The following is a 23,253-nucleotide window of genomic DNA, read 5'->3' as shown; positions in this document are numbered from 1 at the left end:
TTATGGACAGTTATTTAAGCCTAAATACGGTTAAACTGCATTATAATTTCGCTTAATTTTGTTTATATTTTCACTGGGGATTTATGAGTAATGCAGTAACAGAGGTAGGTGAGTTTTTCAATGCCTGGGCGATTTATCGCAAAGTAATGGCAAACAATTACATGCACCACGAAGAAATTTATCAGGCTGTTAAAAACTTATTAACCGAACAATGGGCAACACAGCCTTTTAAATTGCTCGATCTGGGTTGCGGCGACGCCAGTTTTATCGCCCAAGCACTGCAAGGCCGAGCCATTCAACATTACACGGGGTTTGATCTTTCCGCCCCTGCCCTAGCGCTGGCTACCGAAAATATTGCTCCGCTGGGATGCCGGGCTGAGCTGATTAATACAGATTTTATGACGGGCTTGGCACAAGTAAAAGAGCGTTTCGATATTATCTTTACCAGTTTTGCCCTACATCATTTAACGCAGCCGGAAAAAGCCGAATTCTTTCATTTGGCGCATAATGCACTAACCGAAAACGGCATGCTGCTTATCATTGATACGATGCGCGAGCCGCATGAGACCCTACCTGTTTACTTAGACAATTATTGCGGCTGGATAAGTGAACAATGGCTGGAATGTGAAGAGGCGTTCACGGCTATTTTTCAACACATTCGCAATAACGATTTGCCTGAAACTGCGTCTGTTTTGTCCGACTTGGCCGAAGCAGCGGATTTTGATCTCGCAACCCGTGTGTATCAGTTACTGTGGCATCAGGTTCTGGCTTTCAGGAAAAAAACTGCTGTCTGATATTTTTTTCAAGTCCGGCTTGAGCCAAGCTCGTGCAATTGCATATTAACAATCTTAAGCGCAGCCAAAATCGCAGCAAAAACTTGGTTCGAATGCACAGCGCGGGTTTTACGCAATTCATTGCCGCAATCCCAGGTGATTACACACTCGGTTAAAGCGCTGGTATGGCCGCCTCTGGGTATCCGTATCTCAAAATCGGCCAGTGCGGGCAAGGTATAGTCATGCTGTTTCATGATTTTGTTAATCGCATCGACAAAGGCATCAAAACCGCCGTTACCGGAACCTGAAGTTACATGCATTTGACCGTTTACTTTGGCTCGCAGACTTGCGGTCGATTCCAAATCCAGGCCGCTGGTAATCGAGCAGTTGAGCAGTTTGATATGCTGATAACTCTTGCTCTCCAGCACGTCGGCGATAATAAACGGCAGGTCATCGGTAGTGATGGTCTGCTTTGAATCACCGAGGCTGACAATCCGGGCCAGCACTTTTTTCTGGTTCTCTTCCGAAAGGTCAAGCTCCAGCATCTCCAGGTTCTTTTTCAGCGACGCCTTGCCGCTCATTTTCCCTAATGCATAGCTTCGGGTACGTGAGAAACGTTCCGGTCCTAATTTGGTTTTGTACAAACCACCCTTTTGATCGCCATCAGCATGAATTCCGGCAGTTTGGGTAAAAACATCGGCACCGACTATCGGCGCATTTGCGGCGATGCGTTTGCCGGAAAAATTTTCAACCATTGAACTGATGCGCACGATATGGCTTTCATCGATAGACAGCTGCATGTTCATTTTATCGCGCAATACCACAGCCACTTCAGCCATTGAGGCATTGCCGGCACGTTCGCCTAAACAGTTAACAGTGCAGTGTATCGCGTTTACGCCAGCGCGGACCGCCGCCATTACATTGGCGGTAGCCAAGCCGTAATCGTTGTGCGGATGAAAATCGAATTGCAACGCCGGATAACGTTTGCACATGTCGTTGAAGCTTAAAAACACTTCGTCAGGCGACAAAACGCCGAGCGTATCGGGCAACATGAAATGGCTGATGCCGGAATGCTGCAAATTGTCCATCAACTCGTAAACATAGTCCGGGTCGTCGTGATAACCGTTGGACCAGTCTTCCAGGTAGACGTTAACTTTCAGGCCTTTTTCCAGCGCATAGTTAACGGTTTGCAGCACATCTTCGGTGTGTTGGGTCAGCGTTTTGCCCAACTGGACGCGGCAATGCTTTTCGCTGCCTTTGATCAGCAGATTGATAACCTCGCCGCCGGTTTCCAGTATCCAGTCGACACTGCGTGTGTGATCGACAAAGCCCAGAACTTCCACGCGCCCGGCAAAACCTTCCTGCTTGGCCCATTGATTGATGCTGGTGACTGCTTCTTTTTCGCCTTGAGATACACGAGCGGAAGCGACCTCAATCCTGTCAACCCGCAGCCACTGTAGCAGAGCTTTGGCAATGCTGACTTTTTCCATGGGCGTGAACGAAACGCCTTGGGTCTGTTCGCCATCACGCAAGGTGGTGTCCATCAGCTGGATGTGTCTTGAATCGGTGGACATAATTGTCGCCTGTGTTCTCAATGTAAGCGGATTGATTAGTGTTTTGTCGGGTTAGGATTCATCGAACATTACGAGTTAGACCTTCCAGGTTTTTAAAACCTGGAAGGTCTCGCTTAGCCATTATCTTTATGCCACTACTCTGTCCAACAGTTGGCAGGAGTGCAAGCTTTGCTTGCTCATAGATAATATAACAGATGACTTGCAGGCACCAAAAGTAGGCGCTTTACGACTTGCACGGACGCAAGAGGTAGAGCAATGCAGGAACAATTGCCGAGGCGAAACCTGCACTCCGTCTTTATCTAGGCCCAAAGCCAAGGAAATTGTTGCTTATGTTGCTGCTCGTACTGCTCAATCTTGTCGACATGCTTTAAGGTCAAGCCGATGTCATCCAGTCCGCTCAACAGATTGCCCTTGCGGAACGGATCAATTTCAAAACTGAAACCATTTCCACCCGGTGTAGTTACCTGTTGATTTTCAAGATCAACGACAAAACGCACGCCTTCGTTGGCGGCAATCTCGGCCATCAATTTGTCCAGCTGATCTTTATCAACTTTTATCGCCAGGATGCCGTTTTTAAAACAGTTGTTATAAAAAATATCGGCATAGCTAGTAGAAATAATGGTATTAAAACCATAATCGGCAATCGCCCAAGGTGCGTGTTCTCTTGATGAGCCGCAACCGAAATTGTCGCCGACCACCAGAATTTTAGCGCCTTTGAACGCAGGTTTGTTCAGCTCGAATTCCGGATTATCGCTGCCGTCATCATTAAAACGCCAATCGTGAAAAAGGTGTTGACCAAAGCCGCTACGTTCCACTTTTTTCAAGAACTGCTTGGGGATGATCTGGTCGGTATCGACATTGCTGCGGTTCATCAATGCCGCAATACTTTCATGTTTTTTGTACGGTTCCATAATTCTTTCCGATCTTAAAGTTTGCGAATATCGACAAAATGGCCTGCCGCCGCTGCGGCCGCTGCCATTGCAGGCGAAACCAAATGAGTACGTCCGCCTTTGCCCTGCCGACCTTCAAAATTGCGGTTTGAAGTCGATGCGCTACGTTGGCCTTTAGTCAACTCATCGCCATTCATCGCCAGACACATCGAGCATCCGGGTTCACGCCATTCCCAGCCGGCATCGATAAAGATTTTATCCAGACCCTCAGCTTCAGCCTGTTGCTTGACGTGATAAGACCCTGGTACTGCAATCGCCGTAACGCCATTGGCAACTTTGGTACCTTTTGCCACTTCGGCGGCAATCCTGAAATCTTCTATACGGCCATTGGTGCAAGAGCCGATAAAAACATAATCAACGGGGATGTCGGTTATTTTGGTGTTTGCAGTCAAGCCCATATAAGCCAACGCACTTTCGCAAGCTTGGCGTTTGGTTTCGTCGGCAAAACTTTCCGGCGCAGGTACAACGTTATCGACCCCAACCACTTGTTCCGGCGATGTCCCCCAGGAAACTTGCGGCGCAATATCGGCCGCATCAAGCGTGACGGTTGCATCAAACTCCGCGCCGTCATCGCTGGGCAGACTCTTCCAGTAAGCCAATGCCTGATCCCAATATTGACCGGATGGCGCAAACTCGCGACCTTTTAGGTATTCATAAGTTTTTTCGTCCGGAGCGACCAACCCGGCTCTGGCTCCCGCTTCAATCGCCATGTTGCACAGCGTCATCCGGCCTTCCATCGACAGTTCCCTGATCGCCGAACCGGTATATTCAATCACATAGCCGGTACCGCCCGCGGTACCGATTTTTCCGGTAATCGCCAACGCAATATCTTTCGCAGAGGCGTATTTAGATAACTCGCCATTGACCACCACCTGCATGGTTTTGGATTTTTTCTGCGGCAAGGTCTGAGTCGCCATCACATGCTCGACCTCGGAAGTACCGATACCGAAAGCCAAAGCGCCGAAAGCGCCATGCGTTGCAGTATGGCTGTCGCCGCAAACTACCACCATGCCGGGGTGGACGAAGCCATGCTCAGGCACAACAACATGAATCACACCGTTATTCGGGTCTGTCATGTCGTACAGCCTCAGACCGTTTACCCGGCAGTTTTCAGCCATGGTTTCGATCTGCTTTTTAGCGATCGGATCGGCAATCGGCAAGTTGCGGTTCTTGGTCGGTACGCAATGATCCATCGTAGCAAGAATGCTGTGCGGATTGCGCACCTTGCGACCCGACAAACGCAAGCCTTCGAATGCCTGTGGGCTGGTGACTTCATGCATCAAATGCCGATCAACATAAAGCAAAGGAGCCTGCCCTGCCTCATCAACGACAAGGTGGCTGTCCCAGATTTTTTCATACATGGTCTTTTTCATAGCGTATTCCAAAGCGTGCATAGCGGCTCTACATCGAGCGTATGGCGTGTTACGGTGTCAATCAAAAGCATAGTGAAACTATGCGTAACTATGTATTATCTCCTAAAAGAGAGCCAATTTGCAATTTGGTGGAAACACTTCCGTAACGGTGAATACCGTATATAAAAATTAAGTCCTCTTAAGTTAATGCTTATAGTGCCACCCTCTTCTTTCCGACAGCTTATCATCAATTTCCGCCAACACCTTTACTAACAAATCCGCTTGTCCGGTCTGGAAATTTGCCGCATCGGTTTCCCGACGCAGCCAAGTGAACTGGCGTTTGGCCAGTTGCCGGGTAGCGACAATGGCTTTTTCGGTCATGGTTTCAAGATCGTATTCGCCTTGCAGGTATGACCAAGCCTGCCGATAACCGACTGCTCTGATCGAGGGCATTTTTTCGGTTAAATCGCCGCGTTGATACAGCGCCGCTACTTCATCAATAAAGCCCTGCTTCAGCATTTGCTTAAAGCGCCGGGCGATGATGTCGTGCAGAATAGCCCGGTCTTGCGGAGCGATGATCAGCTTTATTCTTTGGTAAGGAATATCTTGCGCCTGGGCTTCGGTGAAAAAAGACGTTAACGGTTTGCCGCTAATTTCGTAGACTTCCAGCGCGCGCTGGACGCGTTGAGGATCGTTGGGGTGGATTCTTGCCGCCGATTCGGGATCGATCTCGGCTAATCGCCGGTGCAGGGCTTCCTTACCCAGCTTTTCCAAGTCTTGGTCTAGTTTGGCTCGAATGTCCGGGTCGGCTTCGGGCAATACTGCAAGCCCGCTGTTCAGGACATTGAAGTACAACATGGTGCCGCCGACCAGTATCGGGATTTTGCCGCGCCGGGTTATATCGTCCATCAGGTCTAGCGCCTGTTTCCTGAATTGGCCCGTGGAGAATGATTCTGCGGGGTCGAGTATGTCGATCAAATGATGCGGAATGCCGCCTCTTTCTTCCATCGTGGGTTTGGCGGTGCCTATATCCATGCCTTTAAACACCAACGCGGAATCGACGCTAATGATTTCGCCGTTTAGCGCCTGGGCAAGCTGCACGGAAAGGGCGGTTTTTCCTGAGGCGGTTGGGCCCATCAAGAAGATGACGGGGGGATTGGGTTGGTTTTGCATAATTTTGTGTGCTTTGTGATTGTTCGGCAGATGTTAAGACGATGCTGCTGATTAAACAGACATCTGCTATAGGGCGTGCCGTGCGCGCCTTGGCTTCTGAGGCGCGCACGGCACGCCCTACTTATACAACTGATGTTACGCACTGTCCACGAAAGGCACAAAAAAATACCAGCTGTAGGCTTGCCGCGGACAGCGTCATACCCGGCATTCATTCGCATACTCCAAGATAAGCCCTCGCCTACACTCAGGACAGGCTCCGTTCGAAACGTCCTGCTGTTCGGCACGTTGCCGGTTAGACCTTCCAGGTTTTAAAAATCTGGAAGGTCTGCCTATCGGCACGTTTCTCGCCTAACGCCAGGTCAGGGGCTTGTGTATAACGATGAGCGCCGGAGTGTGGGAACGATGTATTTTAAATATTTTCGTGCCTTTCGTGCTTTTCGTGGACAGTGCGTAACATCAGTTATACAAGACAAATCTTATCTGTATGGCTGACTATGAACTTATTGCCCGCGTAAAAAGAATTTATCGAGATCTTGCGTCGATAATTCCACCCACGTAGGCCGACCATGATTGCATTGCCCTATCCTTTCTGTTTTCTCCATATCCCGAAGTAAAGCGTTCATTTCGTCGACGGTCAACCGGCGATGGGCACGCACGGCGCCATGACAGGCCACTGTAGCTAATATTTCATTGGATTTTTCCTGGATACGATGGCTCATGCCGTGTTCCGTCAGGTCGGCCAGCACATCGCGAATCAGGGTTTCCATGTCGGTATTGCTTAATAGAACGGGTATTGAGCGAAGTACGATGGTTTCCGGCCCGGAGCGGTTAATTTCAAAACCCAGTGTATTGAAAAACTCATGCTCATCTTCAGCCAGATCCGCTTCCGCAACGCTGACAGTTATTTTAATCGGCAGCAATAACGGTTGGCTGGGCACTGCGCCGTTTTGGTATTGCTGTTTTAATCGCTCGTAAGTGACCCGTTCATGTGCGGCATGAGCATCGACCAGAATGATGCCGTTTGGCGTTTCCGACAAAATGTAGATATTGTGCAGGTGAGCGATAGCATGGCCTAGCGGCTTTGCTTCCTGTTGCGCCACAGGCGCGGGTTCCGGTTTCGGATACAGCGAAGCATAGGCTTGTATGGATTCTTCTACATGCAATGGCAATGAGGCTTGCTGAGGCGGCCTGGAACTGTAACTTTGCTTAGCAGCGAAATCTGGCTTTGATTGTCGGGTTTCGCTATCGTTTATCCAAACGACGTTGTTGGGTTTTTCATTAGGCGTAGGTTGTGTTTGTGGCTCCAATGGTTGAGCTACGCTGGCTTGAGCATTATGCCTCGGCCTTAAATCGGCAAGCGAGCGGTGCAATGCCGAAAACAGGAAATCATGCACTAAACGGCCTTCCCTGAATCTGACTTCAAGCTTTGCCGGATGGGCGTTAACGTCAACTATCGCTGGGTCGAGCGTCAGGTACAAGACAAAAACCGGATGCCGACCGTGAAACAGTACGTCTTGATACGCCTGTTTTACAGCATGGGAAACTAGTTTATCCTTGACCAACCTGCCGTTGACGTAGAAAAACTGCATGTCAGGCTGGCTGCGGGAAAAAGTCGGCAAGCCGACCCAACCGGACAATTGCAAACCCGATGCCGCAAAGTCGATTTTTACCGAATTTTCGATAAAGGCCGAACCGCAAATACCGGCAACTCTTTGCTCTTGTTCGCGTTCCGTAGTCGCTGGTTTCAGGTTAAGTATTTCCTTTTGATTATGCAAAAGGGTAAAACCTATATCGAAACGGCTCAGCGCCATACGTTGAATTAAGGTTTCTATATGGGCGAATTCGGTTTTTTCGGTTTTTAAAAACTTGCGTCTGGCGGGGGTGTTGTAAAACAGGTCGCGGACATCGACCGTGGTGCCTTGCGGATGCGGATCGGGTTGCGGATCGAAATCCTGTTCGGAACCGTCGGCATTAACGCGCCAGGCGCAATCGGCATCGCTAACCCGCGAAATCAACGTAAGTCTTGCAACCGAGCTGATGCTGGGCAATGCCTCGCCTCGAAACCCCATGCTGACCACATGTTCCAGGTCTTCCAAGCTGGCAATTTTACTGGTTGCATGTCGGGACAAGGCCAACGGCAAATCTTCTTTAACGATACCGCAACCGTTATCCCTGATTTTTATCAATCTAGCGCCGCCCTGCTCTATATCGATAACGACTTGACTGGCTCCTGCGTCAAAACAATTTTCAACCAATTCTTTTACCACGGATGAGGGTCTTTCGACCACTTCACCCGCGGCAATCTGATTGACAAGCTGTGTGGGGAGTGAATGGATACGCATCTGCCGACCTAAAGCAAAAGACGTATTTTAAATGAATAGGGAAAATTATTCTCACTTCGTTGCAGGACGCGGCAATCACGCCGACGCCCTTACAATTTATTACATACTTAAAGCTGCGACTCTACTTTCTTCAGGAATATCTTTATTAAAATAACTCCGTACGCCATTGAAAATAGCCAGCGCTATTTTTGATTGATGCGCAGTGTTAACTAACTTAAGCTCTTCCGACGGATTGGAGATAAACGCCGTTTCTACCAAAATAGACGGCACATCAGGAGATTTCAACACTAGAAATCCGGCTTTTTGCACTGAGGCGTAGTGCAATTCACCGATGCGTTCAAAATTTCTCAGCACTTTCGTCGCCACATTCACACTGGCATCTTGCGTAGCAGTCTGCGACAAATCCAGCAACACCGAAGCCAACACATCTTCTTTATCGTTCAAACTGACGCCGCCAACCAGATCGGATGCGTTTTCGGTGTCAGCCAGCCAACGCGCAGCTTCGCTGGTTGCACCCTTGTTAGACAAAGTATAAACCGACGCGCCTTTGACTGTTGAGTTCTGAAAAGCGTCGGCATGAATCGAGATAAACAAGTCGGCCTTGGCTGCTCTCGCAATATGCATTCTTTTTCTAAGATCTACATAATAATCGCCTTTGCGAACCATCACCGCTTTCATACCCGGCTGTTGATTGATTAAATCCGCAAGTTTTCTAGCGATGGACAGCGTGACCTTTTTCTCTTCGGTGCCATTTTGCCCATGAGCGCCGGGATCGTCTCCTCCGTGACCTGCATCAACCGCAACAATGATGCCTTTGTCTCGTTTGGCAACTTTTGTTGGGTGAATGGGACTGGCAGCAATTTTTTTAGTTGCGAGCGGCTGAGGTTCTTTAACCGGACTTTCTGCAGCTTTATTCAGGCCGGGCTGTCCCTGCCTGTCCTCCTTCATGTGCTTCACATGAGAATTCGCTCCCGGCGGATTAGTGCTCTCCGCCGTTTTGTCGGTAGCAGCTTTAACCTCTGCCTTCTCCTGAACCTTCGCATTTCTATCCGGGGCTTTGCCTAATAACTCAATAACCAAGCGATGCCCATCCATGCTATTGGTTCTTAATGACATGGTCTTTGAATTAATCTCTCTTTTTAAATCGACTACGATCCGTAAATCGGTTTTATTTTTTGCCGCAACACGTACTTGGGAAAACAGCGGATGAGATGGCGGCGGTTGGCTTAAAAACTGTTTTACGTTGGCGTTACGTATGTCAATCACCAAGCGCGACGGGTTGTTCATCAGAAAAACCCGATGCTCAGGTGAGGAAGTTACATCGAACAACATTTGATTTTGATCGGGCGTATTCCAATAACGCAATGAATTGATATTGATCTGTCCCGCATAGCTGGGTATAGCCAATAACTGCAATCCAATAATAAACAAGATCTTCCTGTAACTTCCCATCGACGCAACTCACAAAGTGATAATCCGGTTTAGATTATAGCAGTATGTAATTGTTTTTGTAGGTAGGTTATATATTATTTTTTAACGCTGGGAGATGAAATGCATATCGGCTGAGCGACCTTCCCTTTCTTTAATCAAACTGATAACTCTATCCGGCTCGGGTAAAAAGCCTTTGCCCATATCGGGCCACTCAATAAAGCAGATGCAATCCTGGTCAAAATAATCTCTTATGCCTATCCATTCCAATTCTTCGGGATCGGCAACCCGGTACAAATCAAAATGGAATATCTTACGGCCATCTATTGTGTATTCTTCCACCAGCGTATAGGTCGGGCTTTTGACCGCGCCGGTGTAACCTGCCGCTCTGAGAAAGCCCCTAACCAGAGTCGTTTTTCCAGCTCCCAGATCGCCATGCAAGAATATCAGGCATTTTGACGGCAGCTCTTCCCAAAGCTTCGCGCCAAACTGCTCTGTCGCTTCGGTGTCCTTTAAATATGTCTTCATCAATGCGACATCTCATTAATAACAAGTGAATCTATAAAAATTGATTAAAAATTTATCACCACGAAGAGCACGAAGTTTTTATTCTTCGTGCTCTTCGTGTCTTCGTGGTGAATAAAAATTTTTTACCGTGTATGTCGAATTGATTATGAATGCCTTAATTTACCAATTGTCTGAGATAGGGCATTAAATCAGTAGCCAGCAAGCCTCTTTCACCGTCTTTTGCTGCGGATAAATCGGCCGCCAGACCATGATTATAAACCCCTTGCTGCGCCGCATCCTGTACAGAAAAACCTTGAGCCAGTAAACCGGCAATCACGCCTGTCAGTACATCGCCCATGCCGCCGGATGCCATGCCCGGATTGCCGGTGTTGGAAACGGCAAGATCATGTTCGGATGCGATTAATGTTCCTGCACCTTTAAGTATGGCAACACCGCCGTACTTAGCCTGAAGGGATAAGGCAGCCGCAAACCTGTCTTGCTGTATTTCGGCATTAGAGCAGTTTAATAGCCGGGCCGCTTCGCCGGGATGCGGCGTTAAAATCCAGTCCGGCTTTGTTGCCGGTGCGGCGGCTAAAAGGTTCAAACCGTCTGCATCGACTACCATCGGCTTTCCGAAGCTTATCACAGTATTAAATAATGCTTTCGCCCAAGCGCTTTGACTTAACCCTGGCCCAACAGCAACGACATCGGCTTTTGCCAGTAACGTCAGCAATTGCTCTGGAGTTTCCACGCCATGGCACATCAATTCCGGCCTGCTCAAGTTCATAAGCCCGGAATGCTCAGGCCGTGTGGCTATGCTAACCAAACCCGCACCTACCCGCAAAGCTGCCTCACCCGCCATTTTGGCCGCGCCGGAGTAACCGAGATCGCCGCCTACTATCAGCACATGCCCGCAGTTGCCTTTATGCGCATCACGGCTACGATGCGGTAACGGCGATTTGACTACACGCACCGTGGCGGCTTTAACCTCTTCAAATACATCGTCCGGCACTCCCAGTTGCGCGTAGCAAATCTCGCCGCAATACTCGGCCGCTTGCCCGGTAAATAAGCCTTGTTTCAGGCCGATAAAAGTAACCGTACAAGCAGCTTTTACTGCACAGCCCATCACGTTGCCGGTATCGGCATTTAAGCCGGATGGAATATCCACAGCAATGACCGGAGAGGAATGGGCATTGATGGCCTGGATCGCTTCTGCGTAAAGCCCGGTTACCGGCCTATCCAATCCGGTACCGAGCAGCGCGTCAACCAGCACATCGGCATTAATGATCTGTTCGGTCTGAAACGGCATAACCGTACCATGAGTTTCACTGTATTTCCGATAGGCAGTCAACGCGTCGCCATTGAGCTTTTCAGGTTCTGAAACCGCATAAACGCAAACGTTCAATCCTGCTTCCAATGCCAGTGTGGCAATAATATAGCCATCGCCCGCATTATTGCCGGAACCGCAAAAAACGGCTACAGACCGGGCATCCGGCCATTGTTTTTTGATACACTGGAAAACTTCAAGTCCTGCTCTATTCATTAATTCAAAGCCCGGAATACCGCGTTCTTGAATAGCGATTCGGTCCAGTTCCCTGACCTGTGCAGCGCGATAGAGTTTTATTGGTAAATTTTGCATTGTAATTAATCAATATTAGAAAAACAGAACGAGATGACGCGGATTTAACCGACCAACATTGATAAAATGGAATCATAGGCACAAGACGAAAGGCAAAAGGTGTTTTTGTGCCTTTCGCCCTTTGCCCTTTGCCCTTTTTATCCGTGTCGCTGTATTAATCACATTATATCCCCGTCGTTAGTTAGCTATGAACATAAGCAGTCAAAAAATGGCCGCCCTCGCCTTGCAAATTAAACAATGGGGGCAAGAGCTGGGCTTTCAACAAGTGGGTATCACCGACACCGATTTACCGGAAGCGGAAGCCCGCCTGCAAAACTGGCTGGACAATAACTTCCAAGGCGAAATGGACTATATGCAGCGCCACGGCCTTAAACGCAGCAGGCCGGAGTTATTGCATCCCGGTACTGTGCGCGTTATTTCGGTGCGCATGGATTACCAGACTGAATCTGCGACTGCGATGAGTCAAGCGCTGGCTGATCCTGCTTCGGCTTATATTTCCCGCTATGCGCTGGGCCGCGATTATCACAAACTGATGCGAAACCGCCTGCAAAAACTGGCCGATAGAATCCAAGCGGAAACCGGATATCAGCCCCCAGAATCCATGCGGGCTTTTGTCGACAGCGCCCCGGTTCTGGAAAAGGCCTTGGCCGAAAAAGCCGGGTTGGGCTGGATAGGCAAGCATTCCAATCTTATTAACCGCAAAGCCGGATCGTGGTTTTTTTTAGGCGAACTGTTCACCAACCTGCCGCTACCGATCGACAGTCCTGCCACGGCACATTGCGGCGAGTGCCGCGCCTGTCTGGATATTTGCCCGACCCAAGCGATTATTGCGCCCTATCGAGTCGATGCCAGACGTTGCGTATCCTACTTGACCATCGAACTGCACGGTTCAATTCCGGAAAATTTAAGGCCGTTGATCGGCAACCGCATCTATGGCTGCGACGATTGCCAGCTCATCTGCCCGTGGAATCGTTTTGCCAAGCTGACCGGCGAACAGGATTTCAGCCCCAGACACCGGCTTAACACCCAACAATTGCTTGAGGTGTTCGCTTGGACCGAAGAAGAATTCCTGGCAAAAACCGAAGGCTCGGCAATACGTAGAATCGGCCATCAGCGTTGGCTAAGGAATATCGCAGTGGCTTTGGGCAACGCGCCTGCATCGCAGGTTATTACCGATGCCTTAAAGGCTATGCTTGATCATGATTCCGCCATGGTCAGGGAACATGTACGGTGGGCTTTGGCGCAACATTATCAAAAGAATTCATAACGGCAATGGAACATAGATGACACGGATTGGGCGGATTTAAACGGATTTCATACAGCATTTTCAAATTCAGTTAATTTGCCGGAAAGTGACGCGAGCGCAGGCTTTACCTATATACCTGTAGGCAAAGCCTGCACTCCAGAGGTTATTTTGATGACTTATTAATAATCAAAAATGAATCTTCTGTAAGCTAATGATTTAGAATTATTTGTATCATTCTTCAACGTACACTGATCGGGGTATTCAATTATGAAAAAAATATTTTTTATTCTATTGAGCCTATTCATTTCATCAGCCCAAGCTGAGGTTTTTAAATGCCAACTGAAATCCGGCAAAACAGTTTATCAATCCACACCATGCGAATCTTCTGAAAAACAAAAGACCGTCCAGATTCAAAAAGTCAATCCGCGTAAAGTTGCCGAGGAAGAAGCCAAGCTAAAAGCCTGGGAAGAGGATTTTGCCAAGCGTGAAGCGGAAAGAATCAAAGCCGAAAATGAGCTCCGAGCCGAACAGGATAGAAAAGCATCTGTCGAGGCATTGAGAAGAAGTGCGGAATATGAACGGCAGCAAGCCTATGAGGCAAAACGGCAAGCTGATGCACTGGAGCGTCGAAATATATATGGGCCATCATACCTACAATATCCACCGTACTATCTGCCTTATCAATCGGTGCCGATTTTTCCTCCTTCCCAATCATTTCCTGACCACCCGTCAACGTTACCTCATCAGCATGATTTTAAGAAAAGAACCTTTAAAGATGCCCAACAATCCGAGCGAACTGATACGGAACCCGGTAAAGATAGAGATGATGGCAACGGCCTTTTAAAGGGAAGCAGATAGCCGGAAAATATCCTCCTACTCCTGATGCCGGAATCGTTAAGACGGCGTCATCGGTAGATCATTCTAAATGAATTACAATAGGCGCAACATAAACCATCCAACAGTACCGAATATATGGAAGTTAATACAAAAACAATAAAATCTTTGGCTGTGCTGTGCAGCGGCGGCGACAGCCCAGGCATGAATTCTGCGGTACGCTCGGTAGTAAGAACCGCCATCGGCCTTGGCATTGATGTTTACGGCATTTATAGAGGCTATTCTGGCTTGCTGGAGGGTAATATCCAAAAGCTCAGCCTGTCGTCAGTCGGCAATATCATCCAGCGAGGCGGAACCATTCTCGACACTTCGCGTTGCCTTGAGTTTCACACCCCTGAAATCAGGCAGGAGGCCGCGCACATTTTAGCCAGAAAACATATTGAAAGCTTGATTGTGATAGGCGGCAATGGGTCTTTTGCCGGAGCGATGACCTTGCATCGGGAACACGACATTCCGATAATCGGCATACCCGGCACCATTGATAATGACATTTCCGGCACGGAATACACAATCGGTTTCAATACCGCAGTGCAAACCGCCGTCAACGCAGTAGACAATATCAGGGATACCGCCTCGGCCCATGCGCGAACTTTCCTGGTTGAAGTGATGGGCCGCAAATCTTCTTTCATTGCATTACAAGTGGGCGTTTGTACCGGCGCAGAGCATGTGGTGCTATCGAACCAGGAAGTTGATTACGAAAAAATCGTCAACGGTATTAACAAAGGCACGGAACGGGGTAAAACCTCCTCGATTATCATCGTAGCCGAAGGCGAAAAAGCCGGCTTGTCCTACGAAATAAAAGACACGCTGATGAGGCAGTACAATCTCAGCGTCCACGCCTGTATTCTCGGACATATCCAACGCGGTGGCAGCCCTACCGCAACGGATCGCCTGATTGCCTCGAACATGGGCTATGCGGCCGTAAAAGCGCTTCATCAAGGAATGCGAGCTCATGTTACCGCTTTTAATAAAGGCGAAATTGAAATGGTCCCCTTATCGGCGTGTCTGGAAGGTAAAAATGAATCTACCGATGCGCAACTTGAGCTAATCCGCGCTCTTGCCATTTAGCTTGATCGGCGATGAAAGCGCAACTAGGCCAAAAAGCTCCATTATTGTCCGTTTCTGCATGGGTTCAAGGAACTGAGGTCAATTTTGACCGGTTATTAGGCCAAGTTGTGCTGGTCGAAGTATTCCAGGTTAATTGTCCTGGCTGTTTTTTATACGCTTTGCCTCAGGCCGTAGAGCTATATCGTAAATATTCAGAACACGGCTTAGCGGTATTAGGCGTCGCAACCGCGTTTGAGGATTTCGATAAAAACAATCTTGAAAATTTGATCCGCTTGGCTGAACATGGCGAAGTGGTCGGCGAAACGTTGCGAGTGTTAAGCCAGCAAGGCAAGTTAAGCGCCGGCCGCCTGCCCTATCGCATTCCGTTCCCGCTGGCAATGGATCGTTTGGTCAGGCATCGCGGCGAGGTGACCGATAATGTCGTCATCAACTTTATTCAAGACCATATTCCCGATTTCGAACAACAGTCAAAAGCGTATCAACAACAGATCAGGCAACAAGTACTGAGTTATCTTCAGTCTCTTGATTGCCATGCGGAAACGTTCGAACTTTTTGAACTAAAAGGTACGCCATCGCAAATCCTGGTAGATAAAAAAGGCATCCTCAGGGATTGCGCATTTGGCGCTTATCCTGAGTTGGAAACGCGGATATTGGGATTAATGCAGGAATAAAAAAGTAGCTTGGACGATTTTTTGGTGTCTCCCAGCTAAATTACGCACGACCTAATAAAAAGCGTAGTCCACGAAAGGCACAAAAAGCACGAAAAGGGTATATACAGGGCAAAAAACAAAGCGCGTCTGCCTTGGTTAGAGAGGGGGGCCGATATGCCCGCATCAAGTCACATACCTGTCCGGTACGCTGATAAAAGGGATCTGACTTGACGCTTGCTTGCCATTGCATCGTTAACCGAGAAATATACTGCTCTATGTTTTTTTCGTGTCTTTCGTGCTTTTCGTGGAGGATGCCGTAACATCAGTTAATAAAACAAAATCAACCAGGACTCACAAAATGTCTATCCATATCAACATACCCGAGCTATCCAGCCGCAAAACAAAAATCATTGCCACGCTTGGTCCTGCTTCGGATACGCCTGAGGTTATCTATAATCTTATTAAGGCCGGCGTGAATGTTTTCAGGTTGAACATGTCTCATGGCGAACACGAAAGCCACCGCAAGTTGTATAAGATAATCAGGGAATCGGCTGAAGCATTACATCAACACATTACTATTTTTGCCGATCTTTGCGGCCCCAAAATCAGAACCGGAAAATTTAAAAACGGTAGCATTATTATTAATAAGGGCGATAAAGTTGTGGTAACGACTCGGGACATTCTTGGCGAGGACAACCTTATCCCCTGCCAGTACCCCGCTTTGGCTGACGATGTAAAAGCCGGAGATCGCATCCTGCTGGACGATGGCAAATTCGAACTCAGGGTTATTAAAAAACTCAATCACGACATTAGCTGCGAAGTCATTTACGGCGGCGAGTTAAAAAACAACAAAGGCATTAATTTACCCGGCGTTAATGTGTCCTGCCCGTCATTAACCGACAAAGACCGGGAAGATGCTTTGTTTGCACTGGATATGGGCGTTGATTACCTGGCGCTGTCATTCGTAAGAAAGGCCGACGATATTAACGATCTGCGCCAGTTGATTATCGCCGGCGGCTACGACACCCATATCATTGCCAAAATTGAAAAGCCAGAAGCCTTGATCAATGGCCAGGAAATCATTAACGCTTCCGACGCGATCATGATTGCCCGAGGCGATCTGGGCGTGGAATTGAACCCGGAAGATGTGCCGATTGCCCAGCACCAACTCATTAAAACTGCCAGGATATCGAATAAACCGGTCATCGTTGCCACCCAAATGCTCGAATCGATGATAGAAAACTCCAGGCCCACGCGCGCCGAGGTGACCGATGTTTCCAACGCCGTTTATAGTTCTACCGATGCAGTGATGTTATCCGGAGAAACGGCGGCGGGGCATTTTCCGGTTGAAGCGGTTGAAATGATGTCCCGAGTCATCAAACAAACCGAAGCGTTCATGAGGGAACAGGATGTTTTCGGTAAAATGGCACACAGGAACAATCACAGAAAACCGCTGCCGTTCGGCGATGCGGTTGCCGATGCGACCGCCCAGCTTTGCTTTGACCTGAATGCAAAAGCCATCGTCGGCATTACTGGCGGCGGGATGTCGGTGGTTACATTAAGTTCTGCAAGGCCTGCGGCGCCGCTGATAGCCATCAGCGCCAACAAATGGGTTTGCCAACGAATGAACCTGTACTGGGGCGTTATACCGATCCATGCAGAAGATGCCGGCCACGCTCATCCGAATAAACTTGCCCGTCATCACGCAATGGAAACAAAGCTGGCAAACGAGGGCGATAACGTCATTGTTGTCCGTGGCTTTCATCAGGATGACCAGATGAGTTCACCAACTATTACTATGTTGACGCTTTGATGTTTTTGGCTCGCCAGAGTTGTATCTGTGGGGCGCGCGCACGGCACGCCCTACTTGGCTGATTGCGCCTCACCGCGTTATTAACGAATGATCCTCTATCTCACAAAGCATAATCCAACAATGAAATTCCCACCCAACCAAAGCCGATCGTGGTGATAACAAAACTAATCGCTGAATAAACTCTCCAACCTGTTTTTTCCCAAAAATTCGGATCGAATGCGGCGACGACAAATACACAAGGATTAGCAATCCCACCGATCACTACAAGCCAGCAGGCAGTGACCGACAGCGGCACTTTAACGGCATAAAAAGCCAGGCAGAACAAAGCCATCAGTGCAAAATCGACATGCGCTCTAATCAGGGTTTTATAATCGGCCAGGAATTCTCCATCAATCCCTTTAATGGGAAACCACTTTGCAAAAGTCATCAGCCATGCCGATGCCAAAACGGCGAAAAACATAATCACAGCGCCGATTAATAATATTTCCATGAATTGATACCCTGTTGTTTGTCAAAATTAATAAATACCGTGGCGTTCCCGCGCTCAGCATCAGTTTATTGCTGCAGGCCTGTAACCCCGCCATCCGTAATAAGCGATGTAACAATAACAAAGAACCGGGATAAAAAACGCTTGTTGAATGCCGATCCGGTCGGCGAATAATCCTTGCACAACAGGAAGAACAGCGCCGCCGACTATGGCCGCGCATAGGATACCAGAGCCCTGCCCGGTATGTTTACCCAAACCGCTGACCGCGAGCGAGAAGATGGTCGGGAACATGATCGAGTTAAACAAGCCAACCGCAAGAATAGTCCACATCGCAACCTGACCGCTGCCGAGCATAGTCATTAAAACCAACAGCGCCGCCGTTACCGCGTTAAAGGTGAGCACCTTTCCGGGCTGTATTTTTTGCATGACTGCCGCGCCGATAAATCGCCCGACCATAGCCCCGCCCCAATAAAACGACACATACTTTCCGGCATCTTGTTCCGGCAACCCGGCAATGGAAGGCTCACCCAGAAAATTGATCAGAAAACTGCCAATGGACACTTCGCCGCCGACATAAACAAAAATGCCGATTGCGCCTAAAACCAAGTGTTTATAATCCCAAGCACTATCAAGACCATCATCTTCAACACCTGAAATTTGCGTTTTTGCAGCTTCAATTTTGGGTAATTTGATCAGCGCAAAAACGACGGCAATAAAAAATAAAACCGCAGCCAGCAACAAATAAGGATTCTGCACAGCTGCCGCTTGTGCGGCTTGATATGCTGACAATTCGTCGGCGTTCAGCAACTTGATTTCATCCGCCGTTTTAACGGCTGTGGCTAAGATAAATAGCGAACCAAAATAAGGGGCGATAGTCGTACCCAGCGAATTAAAAGCCTGAGTCATGGTTAAGCGGCTGGAGGCGGTTTGCGGATCGCCCAAAATGGTCACATACGGATTTGCGGCTACCTGCAACAAGGTAATGCCGGACGCCAGCACAAAAAATGCCGCCAAAAACAAGGGATAGGAGTGCAGGCTTGCGGCCGGGTAAAACAGCAAACAGCCAATGCCCGCAACGGCTAATCCGGCAATAATGCCGCCTTTGTAATCGATTTTTTCAACCAGATAGCCGCTGGGAATGGAAACCAAAAAATAGGCGGTAAAAAAACAAAACTGGATCAGCATTGCTTCTGCGTAATTCAGCGTGAACACCGACTTTAAATGAGGGATTAAAATATCATTTAGGCAGGTTATAAACCCCCAGATAAAAAACAGTGAGGTTAATATTGTTAGCGAACCTAAATATTGGTTTTTATCGGAGCTGGTTGTTGCGTCAGTTACATTGTTCATGATTTTAGGTATGTCAGGTTAGATTTTGGACATTCACGGCTTATAGCCTGTTCAGAACGTTGTGTCAGTTAGACCTCCCAGGTTTTAAAAACCTGGGAGGTCTGCATATCGGCATGTTTCTCGGCTAACGCCAGGTAAGGGACTGTTATTTGATTATAGTGAAACCAACCGTTTCATTGCCAACCATCACTTTGAAATCCCCCGGCTCCACGATCCTCTTAAGATCAATGCCAATAAACGACAAATCCTGCGGCATTAAGGTAAAACTTACGCTTTCAGTTTGGCCAGGATTCAGCTCGACTTTTTTAAACGCTTTAAGCTGTTTATTGGGACGGGTTACCGACGCTGCTACATCATTGATATAAAGTAATATGGATTCTTTTCCTTTTAACGCACCGGTATTTTTAACATTAACGGCGACATTGATATTTTCGCCCATTTTGACTTTATCTTTTTCCACCTTCAAACCGCTGGTTTCAAAAGTGGTATAGCTTAAACCATGCCCAAACGGATAAAGCGGGTTATAAATATTTTGCTCAAACGATTCGATCGGCTTGTAATCATACGGCGTAATACCGTTGGTGTTTCTCGGATAGGTAATGGGCAGTTTGCCGTTAGGGTTATAATCGCCGTACAAAATATCGGCAATGGCTTCGCCACCTTCCATGCCCGGCAAAAAGCCCAAAACAACGCCGCCTACCCGTTCCGCAATCGAGGTAATAATGCGCGGACGGCCGCCCAAGGTCAGTAAAACCACCGGTTTTCCGGTTGCAATCGCGGCATTGGCAAGATCGACTTGAACCTGATCGAGATTTAACGATTCGATATTACCCGGGGTTTCGGTATAAGTATGCTCACCCAGACTAAGCAGAATAACGTCGTGGTTTTTGGCTTCATCGACAACCTTTTGAATATCGATTTGCGCAGCAAAAAAATCGCCTCCGATATAAGTCACTTTGCCGGTGGCCTTTTCCTGTATAGCTTCCAGGACCGTCAGCTTCTCCTGAGGATATAAATTCTCAGCAAAACCTTGCCATGTAATCGTCCAGCCGCCGTTCATTACGCTCAATAAATTAGCGGTGGGCCCGGTCACAAGAATGTTGGCGTCTTTTTTTAGCGGCAGGATGTTGTGGTCATTTTTGGCAAGAATAATAGACTCCCGCGCCGCCTGACGATTAGTTTCTATCGCTTCCGCCGTGGCAAAGTTGCCTTCCACCTCCAGCAGCGGTTTAGGCTCGAATAATCCGGACTGATATTTAACCGTCAGTATCCTGGACACCGCTTCATCGATCCGGGACATCGGCACTTCGCCCGATTTGACCAATTCGAGCAATAAATCGTAAAAAGAAAAATCGAACGGCACCATGCTCATATCGATACCGGCCATCACCGCAATTTTTACCGCTTCTTTGGGTGACGCCGCCATCTTGTCGCGGCTATAAAGGCGCTCGATGTCCGCCCAGTCGGACACGGCAATTCCCTTAAAGCCCAATTCGCCCCGCAAAATTGTGGTCAGGTATTGATAATTGGCGTGTCCCGGAATGCCGTCCACTTCGGCAGAATTAATCATCACCGTCGGCGATCCGGCTTTTATGCCCGCTTCAAATGTCGGCAGAAAATACTCTCGCAGCATTCTTTCGCCTATCCAGACCGGTGTCCGGTCTTTGCCGTTAAGCGGATAGCTGTAACCGACATAATGTTTCAAGCAAGTAGGCGCTTTATCGGCAGCGGAAAAATCATCGCCCTGATGACCTTTAATATAAGACGTGCCCATTACCGTCGCCAAATGCACATCTTCGCCAAAAGTTTCCCACAAGCGCGGCCAAAGCGGTTGGCGACCAATATCCATCACCGTGGAAAAATTCCATTGTTGACCGGAAGCCTTCACTTCCCTGGCCGTTATTTCGCCTTCCTTGAAAGCCAGATCGGGATTGAACGTTGCAGCCATATTGATGGCCTGCGGAAACAACACTGAGTTTTGCGTGTAAGTCGCGCCATGAATCGCATCGATCCCGTAAATGACCGGAATTTTCAAACGGGTTCTTGCCGCCGCATCCTGCACAGTGCGCATCATTTTGCGCCAAATCTCAATGGATTGCGCCTTGTTGTCCGGCGTAAAAGGCGTGTTTAGAATGGAACCGACATAATGCTTTACGACCGCATCTTCCAGCTTGACCGGATCGATTTGATCCTCAGCGTTTTGCTCTTTTGGAATGCCGATAACCGTAAAATCAACCTGCATCATCTGCCCTACTTTTTCTTCAAGCGTCATTTGAGACAGCAGATTTTTGACTTTATTTTCTATTGTTTTGTTTGTTTGTTGTGCACTTACAGAACGTCCCGCCATCGCAAATAGGATGATAATTAAAATAATATGTAAGATTTTCAACTTAATATTCTTCGCATGTTGATTGTTTAAAACTCATGGCTCGACAAGGCCTTCAGTCCTGAGCGCGGCCGAAGGGTCACCATAAACAGCATTGAAAATAAACCTACCCGTATTTTAAGCTGCACCATGGTTTTTCTACAAAAAACATTATCGATCAGGTTTTTTCCGGCTTCCAATCTCCAAATTGAGAATTTGAAACTCTACCGATGATGATGGATTGCTTCGAGGCGAATATGCCTTTTTATGAAAGAATTAATTATTTGACATGTAGACTTTTGCAGCGTAGTTTTTAATGTAGATAATTGAAGTTTTTCATTTTTTGATAAGACCTTTGAGGAGGAACTGTGAACTTTACAAAATCAATCTTAGTAACAGTAATTTATAGTGCAGGTTTGTTGATTCCTGCAATAGCGGTTGCAGAAAATGATCCGGCGGATTTTCAGGCGGATAAAGATCGCGAAATAGCAAAGGTTCTGGAAAAAGTTCAAGCTGCTCAAAAACATCTAAGCTGCGTGCAAGCTGCTCAAGATCATGCGGGGTTAAAAGTTTGTGATGAAGCCTTCAAACCCAATCAGGATGTTCCGGAAACGAAAGTAAAAGAACAAGTACCCGATAAAAAAGAGCAGAAAAACGAAAAAAACAAGAAAAAACAGTAACGCCCGCAACGACCGGAACTCCGGTTGTTCCGGTCGCCTAAAGTCAGATAAAACACCAATCGTTCATGCGATTGGTGTTTTTTAGTTTTATCGTCAGTCAATATACATCGGCTTACCGTCATTAAGGCTCAACCAGCCCTTGACTAAGCGGTAAATAACCCAGATACCATCAGCGATCAATATAAGCCAGCCGACAATGAATAACGCGGTGATTGCTCCCAGCGTACCCCAAAGCATTCCAAACCAGAACGTTCTGATTTGCCAACGGAAATGGCTTTCCAGAAACGTTCCAGCCACATCATCCTTTTTGATATAGTTCATCACGATGGCAATAATGGCTGTGACGCCGACAAAATAAGACGCGGCATACAGTGCATAAATAACTGTGGTAAGAGTTATTGCTGATTTTTCTTTTTCTGTGGTGGTTAGGTTATTCATCAATGTTTTCTCTCTTGTAAAATTATTGTTTTTGTCGTTTATGCTTCAGCGAATAACGGCCTTTCATGCACTGCAATACGCTAAGCAATTGCGTCTTACTAGCTATCAATATTAGTCAATGCTGAAGAAATAAATCCTTCGTTTGATAAGGCACGAATTACGCCGCGCATCAAATAGCTACTGCTAAAACCGATAATATATTGGCGTGCCCCTTCCTTGATGGGCTGTAACATATTCCCCTCTACTAACTTCTTGATTTGATAGGTGCGTTGAGCGGCTGTCATGCCGGGCATGGCTGCCGTAAAGTCGGCCGCCTTGACTATACCGTTATTTGCAGCAATGTGCAGCACCTTCTCTTCCATAGAGGTGATCAACTCTCTTTCTCTAGCATAAGAAAGTGCGGGCACAAGAATTCTGGACTTCAAATAGCCCAGACTGTGTCAAAACGCATAAATCGAATCTTCAATGTCGTCATTTACTCCACTTATCCTTGATAACTTAGTAAACCTATGATGAATACCACC

20 protein-coding genes are annotated in these 23,253 nt (G+C 47.7%); 7 read left to right on the top strand and 13 right to left on the bottom strand.

Annotation, left to right across the window (positions count from 1 at the left end; translation table 11 throughout):
• The first annotated feature begins 83 nt into the window (after positions 1 to 83).
• On the top strand, positions 84 to 794 hold the full coding sequence (locus EPO18_RS16280) for a class I SAM-dependent methyltransferase (RefSeq protein ID WP_292435099.1): 711 nt from the start codon (positions 84 to 86) through the stop codon (positions 792 to 794).
• Between the two features lie 8 nt (positions 795 to 802).
• Here EPO18_RS16280 and EPO18_RS16275 read toward each other — a convergent pair whose 3' ends face one another.
• The 8 genes from EPO18_RS16275 to EPO18_RS16240 form a co-directional block, all read right to left on the bottom strand.
• A complete protein-coding gene (locus tag EPO18_RS16275) occupies positions 803 to 2,347 on the bottom strand; it encodes an alpha-isopropylmalate synthase regulatory domain-containing protein (protein WP_292435097.1) in 1,545 nt (514 codons plus the stop codon).
• A gap of 299 nt (positions 2,348 to 2,646) precedes the next feature.
• Positions 2,647 to 3,258, bottom strand: coding sequence for a 3-isopropylmalate dehydratase small subunit (leuD, locus tag EPO18_RS16270; RefSeq protein ID WP_292435095.1), 612 nt, complete (start codon positions 3,256 to 3,258; stop codon positions 2,647 to 2,649).
• A 14-nt stretch (positions 3,259 to 3,272) separates the two neighbouring features.
• Positions 3,273 to 4,670, bottom strand: coding sequence for a 3-isopropylmalate dehydratase large subunit (leuC, locus tag EPO18_RS16265; protein ID WP_292435093.1), 1,398 nt, complete (start codon positions 4,668 to 4,670; stop codon positions 3,273 to 3,275).
• A gap of 183 nt (positions 4,671 to 4,853) precedes the next feature.
• The gene (gene miaA, locus EPO18_RS16260) at positions 4,854 to 5,822 is read right to left on the bottom strand and encodes a tRNA (adenosine(37)-N6)-dimethylallyltransferase MiaA (protein WP_292435091.1); all 969 of its coding nucleotides are present in this window, start codon (positions 5,820 to 5,822) and stop codon (positions 4,854 to 4,856) included.
• Between the two features lie 500 nt (positions 5,823 to 6,322).
• Entirely contained in the window at positions 6,323 to 8,164 is a 1,842-nt protein-coding gene (mutL, locus tag EPO18_RS16255) for a DNA mismatch repair endonuclease MutL (protein ID WP_292435090.1), read from the bottom strand.
• A 99-nt stretch (positions 8,165 to 8,263) separates the two neighbouring features.
• Entirely contained in the window at positions 8,264 to 9,595 is a 1,332-nt protein-coding gene (locus tag EPO18_RS16250) for an N-acetylmuramoyl-L-alanine amidase (RefSeq protein ID WP_292435088.1), read from the bottom strand.
• Positions 9,596 to 9,697: 102 nt separating this feature from the next.
• Positions 9,698 to 10,120, bottom strand: a complete 423-nt coding sequence (gene tsaE, locus EPO18_RS16245) for a tRNA (adenosine(37)-N6)-threonylcarbamoyltransferase complex ATPase subunit type 1 TsaE (RefSeq protein WP_292435086.1) — start codon at positions 10,118 to 10,120, stop codon at positions 9,698 to 9,700.
• A gap of 154 nt (positions 10,121 to 10,274) precedes the next feature.
• Positions 10,275 to 11,738: an NAD(P)H-hydrate dehydratase gene (locus EPO18_RS16240; protein ID WP_292435084.1), complete on the bottom strand. Its 1,464-nt coding sequence runs from the start codon at positions 11,736 to 11,738 to the stop codon at positions 10,275 to 10,277.
• A gap of 208 nt (positions 11,739 to 11,946) precedes the next feature.
• Here EPO18_RS16240 and queG point away from each other — a divergent pair, with 208 nt between their 5' ends.
• From queG to pyk, 5 genes are all read left to right on the top strand, one after another.
• Positions 11,947 to 13,005 carry a tRNA epoxyqueuosine(34) reductase QueG gene (queG, locus tag EPO18_RS16235; RefSeq protein ID WP_472850906.1) on the top strand — a complete coding sequence of 353 codons (1,059 nt, stop codon included), beginning with the start codon at positions 11,947 to 11,949 and terminating at the stop codon, positions 13,003 to 13,005.
• 246 nt (positions 13,006 to 13,251) lie between these two features.
• Positions 13,252 to 13,842 carry a DUF4124 domain-containing protein gene (locus tag EPO18_RS16230; RefSeq protein WP_292435080.1) on the top strand — a complete coding sequence of 197 codons (591 nt, stop codon included), beginning with the start codon at positions 13,252 to 13,254 and terminating at the stop codon, positions 13,840 to 13,842.
• A 114-nt stretch (positions 13,843 to 13,956) separates the two neighbouring features.
• Positions 13,957 to 14,946 carry a 6-phosphofructokinase gene (pfkA, locus tag EPO18_RS16225; protein ID WP_292435079.1) on the top strand — a complete coding sequence of 330 codons (990 nt, stop codon included), beginning with the start codon at positions 13,957 to 13,959 and terminating at the stop codon, positions 14,944 to 14,946.
• 11 nt (positions 14,947 to 14,957) lie between these two features.
• Positions 14,958 to 15,617 (top strand): thioredoxin domain-containing protein, encoded by a 660-nt coding sequence (locus EPO18_RS16220; protein ID WP_292435077.1) that lies wholly within the window; start codon positions 14,958 to 14,960, stop codon positions 15,615 to 15,617.
• 337 nt (positions 15,618 to 15,954) lie between these two features.
• Entirely contained in the window at positions 15,955 to 17,409 is a 1,455-nt protein-coding gene (gene pyk, locus EPO18_RS16215) for a pyruvate kinase (protein ID WP_292435075.1), read from the top strand.
• Positions 17,410 to 17,509: 100 nt separating this feature from the next.
• Here pyk and EPO18_RS16210 read toward each other — a convergent pair whose 3' ends face one another.
• The 3 genes from EPO18_RS16210 to EPO18_RS16200 form a co-directional block, all read right to left on the bottom strand.
• Positions 17,510 to 17,899 (bottom strand): hypothetical protein, encoded by a 390-nt coding sequence (locus EPO18_RS16210; RefSeq protein ID WP_292435073.1) that lies wholly within the window; start codon positions 17,897 to 17,899, stop codon positions 17,510 to 17,512.
• A 60-nt stretch (positions 17,900 to 17,959) separates the two neighbouring features.
• On the bottom strand, positions 17,960 to 19,246 hold the full coding sequence (gene fucP, locus EPO18_RS16205; RefSeq protein ID WP_292435070.1) for an L-fucose:H+ symporter permease: 1,287 nt from the start codon (positions 19,244 to 19,246) through the stop codon (positions 17,960 to 17,962).
• Positions 19,247 to 19,391: 145 nt separating this feature from the next.
• Entirely contained in the window at positions 19,392 to 21,635 is a 2,244-nt protein-coding gene (locus EPO18_RS16200; protein WP_292435068.1) for a glycoside hydrolase family 3 N-terminal domain-containing protein, read from the bottom strand.
• Positions 21,636 to 21,979: 344 nt separating this feature from the next.
• Between EPO18_RS16200 and EPO18_RS16195 the strand changes: the two genes are divergently transcribed.
• Entirely contained in the window at positions 21,980 to 22,291 is a 312-nt protein-coding gene (locus EPO18_RS16195; protein ID WP_292435066.1) for a hypothetical protein, read from the top strand.
• 93 nt (positions 22,292 to 22,384) lie between these two features.
• Here the strand turns inward: EPO18_RS16195 and EPO18_RS16190 are convergent, their stop codons facing one another.
• Together EPO18_RS16190 and EPO18_RS16185 are read right to left on the bottom strand one after the other, a co-directional pair.
• Positions 22,385 to 22,729: a DUF4870 family protein gene (locus EPO18_RS16190; protein WP_292435063.1), complete on the bottom strand. Its 345-nt coding sequence runs from the start codon at positions 22,727 to 22,729 to the stop codon at positions 22,385 to 22,387.
• A 98-nt stretch (positions 22,730 to 22,827) separates the two neighbouring features.
• Positions 22,828 to 23,091 carry a hypothetical protein gene (locus EPO18_RS16185; RefSeq protein WP_292435060.1) on the bottom strand — a complete coding sequence of 88 codons (264 nt, stop codon included), beginning with the start codon at positions 23,089 to 23,091 and terminating at the stop codon, positions 22,828 to 22,830.
• Positions 23,092 to 23,253: the final 162 nt, after the last annotated feature.

The sequence above is a fragment of the Methylobacter sp. genome (assembly GCF_004322395.1).
In the GTDB taxonomy this organism is placed as follows: domain Bacteria; phylum Pseudomonadota; class Gammaproteobacteria; order Methylococcales; family Methylomonadaceae; genus Methylobacter_A.
Note: the sequence above shows the minus strand (reverse complement) of the source record. Positions and strands in the feature narration are given on the sequence as shown.

Coding starts and splice junctions, on each gene's coding strand:
- leuC (WP_292435093.1), bottom strand. CDS start 4,670: ATGAAAAAGACCATGTATGAAAAAATCTGGGACAGCCACCTTGTCGTT.
- mutL (WP_292435090.1), bottom strand. CDS start 8,164: ATGCGTATCCATTCACTCCCCACACAGCTTGTCAATCAGATTGCCGCG.
- miaA (WP_292435091.1), bottom strand. CDS start 5,822: ATGCAAAACCAACCCAATCCCCCCGTCATCTTCTTGATGGGCCCAACC.
- EPO18_RS16190 (WP_292435063.1), bottom strand. CDS start 22,729: ATGAATAACCTAACCACCACAGAAAAAGAAAAATCAGCAATAACTCTT.
- leuD (WP_292435095.1), bottom strand. CDS start 3,258: ATGGAACCGTACAAAAAACATGAAAGTATTGCGGCATTGATGAACCGC.
- pyk (WP_292435075.1), top strand. CDS start 15,955: ATGTCTATCCATATCAACATACCCGAGCTATCCAGCCGCAAAACAAAA.
- EPO18_RS16280 (WP_292435099.1), top strand. CDS start 84: ATGAGTAATGCAGTAACAGAGGTAGGTGAGTTTTTCAATGCCTGGGCG.
- EPO18_RS16275 (WP_292435097.1), bottom strand. CDS start 2,347: ATGTCCACCGATTCAAGACACATCCAGCTGATGGACACCACCTTGCGT.
- EPO18_RS16185 (WP_292435060.1), bottom strand. CDS start 23,091: ATGGAAGAGAAGGTGCTGCACATTGCTGCAAATAACGGTATAGTCAAG.
- EPO18_RS16210 (WP_292435073.1), bottom strand. CDS start 17,899: ATGGAAATATTATTAATCGGCGCTGTGATTATGTTTTTCGCCGTTTTG.
- pfkA (WP_292435079.1), top strand. CDS start 13,957: ATGGAAGTTAATACAAAAACAATAAAATCTTTGGCTGTGCTGTGCAGC.
- EPO18_RS16240 (WP_292435084.1), bottom strand. CDS start 11,738: ATGCAAAATTTACCAATAAAACTCTATCGCGCTGCACAGGTCAGGGAA.
- EPO18_RS16230 (WP_292435080.1), top strand. CDS start 13,252: ATGAAAAAAATATTTTTTATTCTATTGAGCCTATTCATTTCATCAGCC.
- tsaE (WP_292435086.1), bottom strand. CDS start 10,120: ATGAAGACATATTTAAAGGACACCGAAGCGACAGAGCAGTTTGGCGCG.
- EPO18_RS16220 (WP_292435077.1), top strand. CDS start 14,958: ATGAAAGCGCAACTAGGCCAAAAAGCTCCATTATTGTCCGTTTCTGCA.
- queG (WP_472850906.1), top strand. CDS start 11,947: ATGGCCGCCCTCGCCTTGCAAATTAAACAATGGGGGCAAGAGCTGGGC.
- fucP (WP_292435070.1), bottom strand. CDS start 19,246: ATGAACAATGTAACTGACGCAACAACCAGCTCCGATAAAAACCAATAT.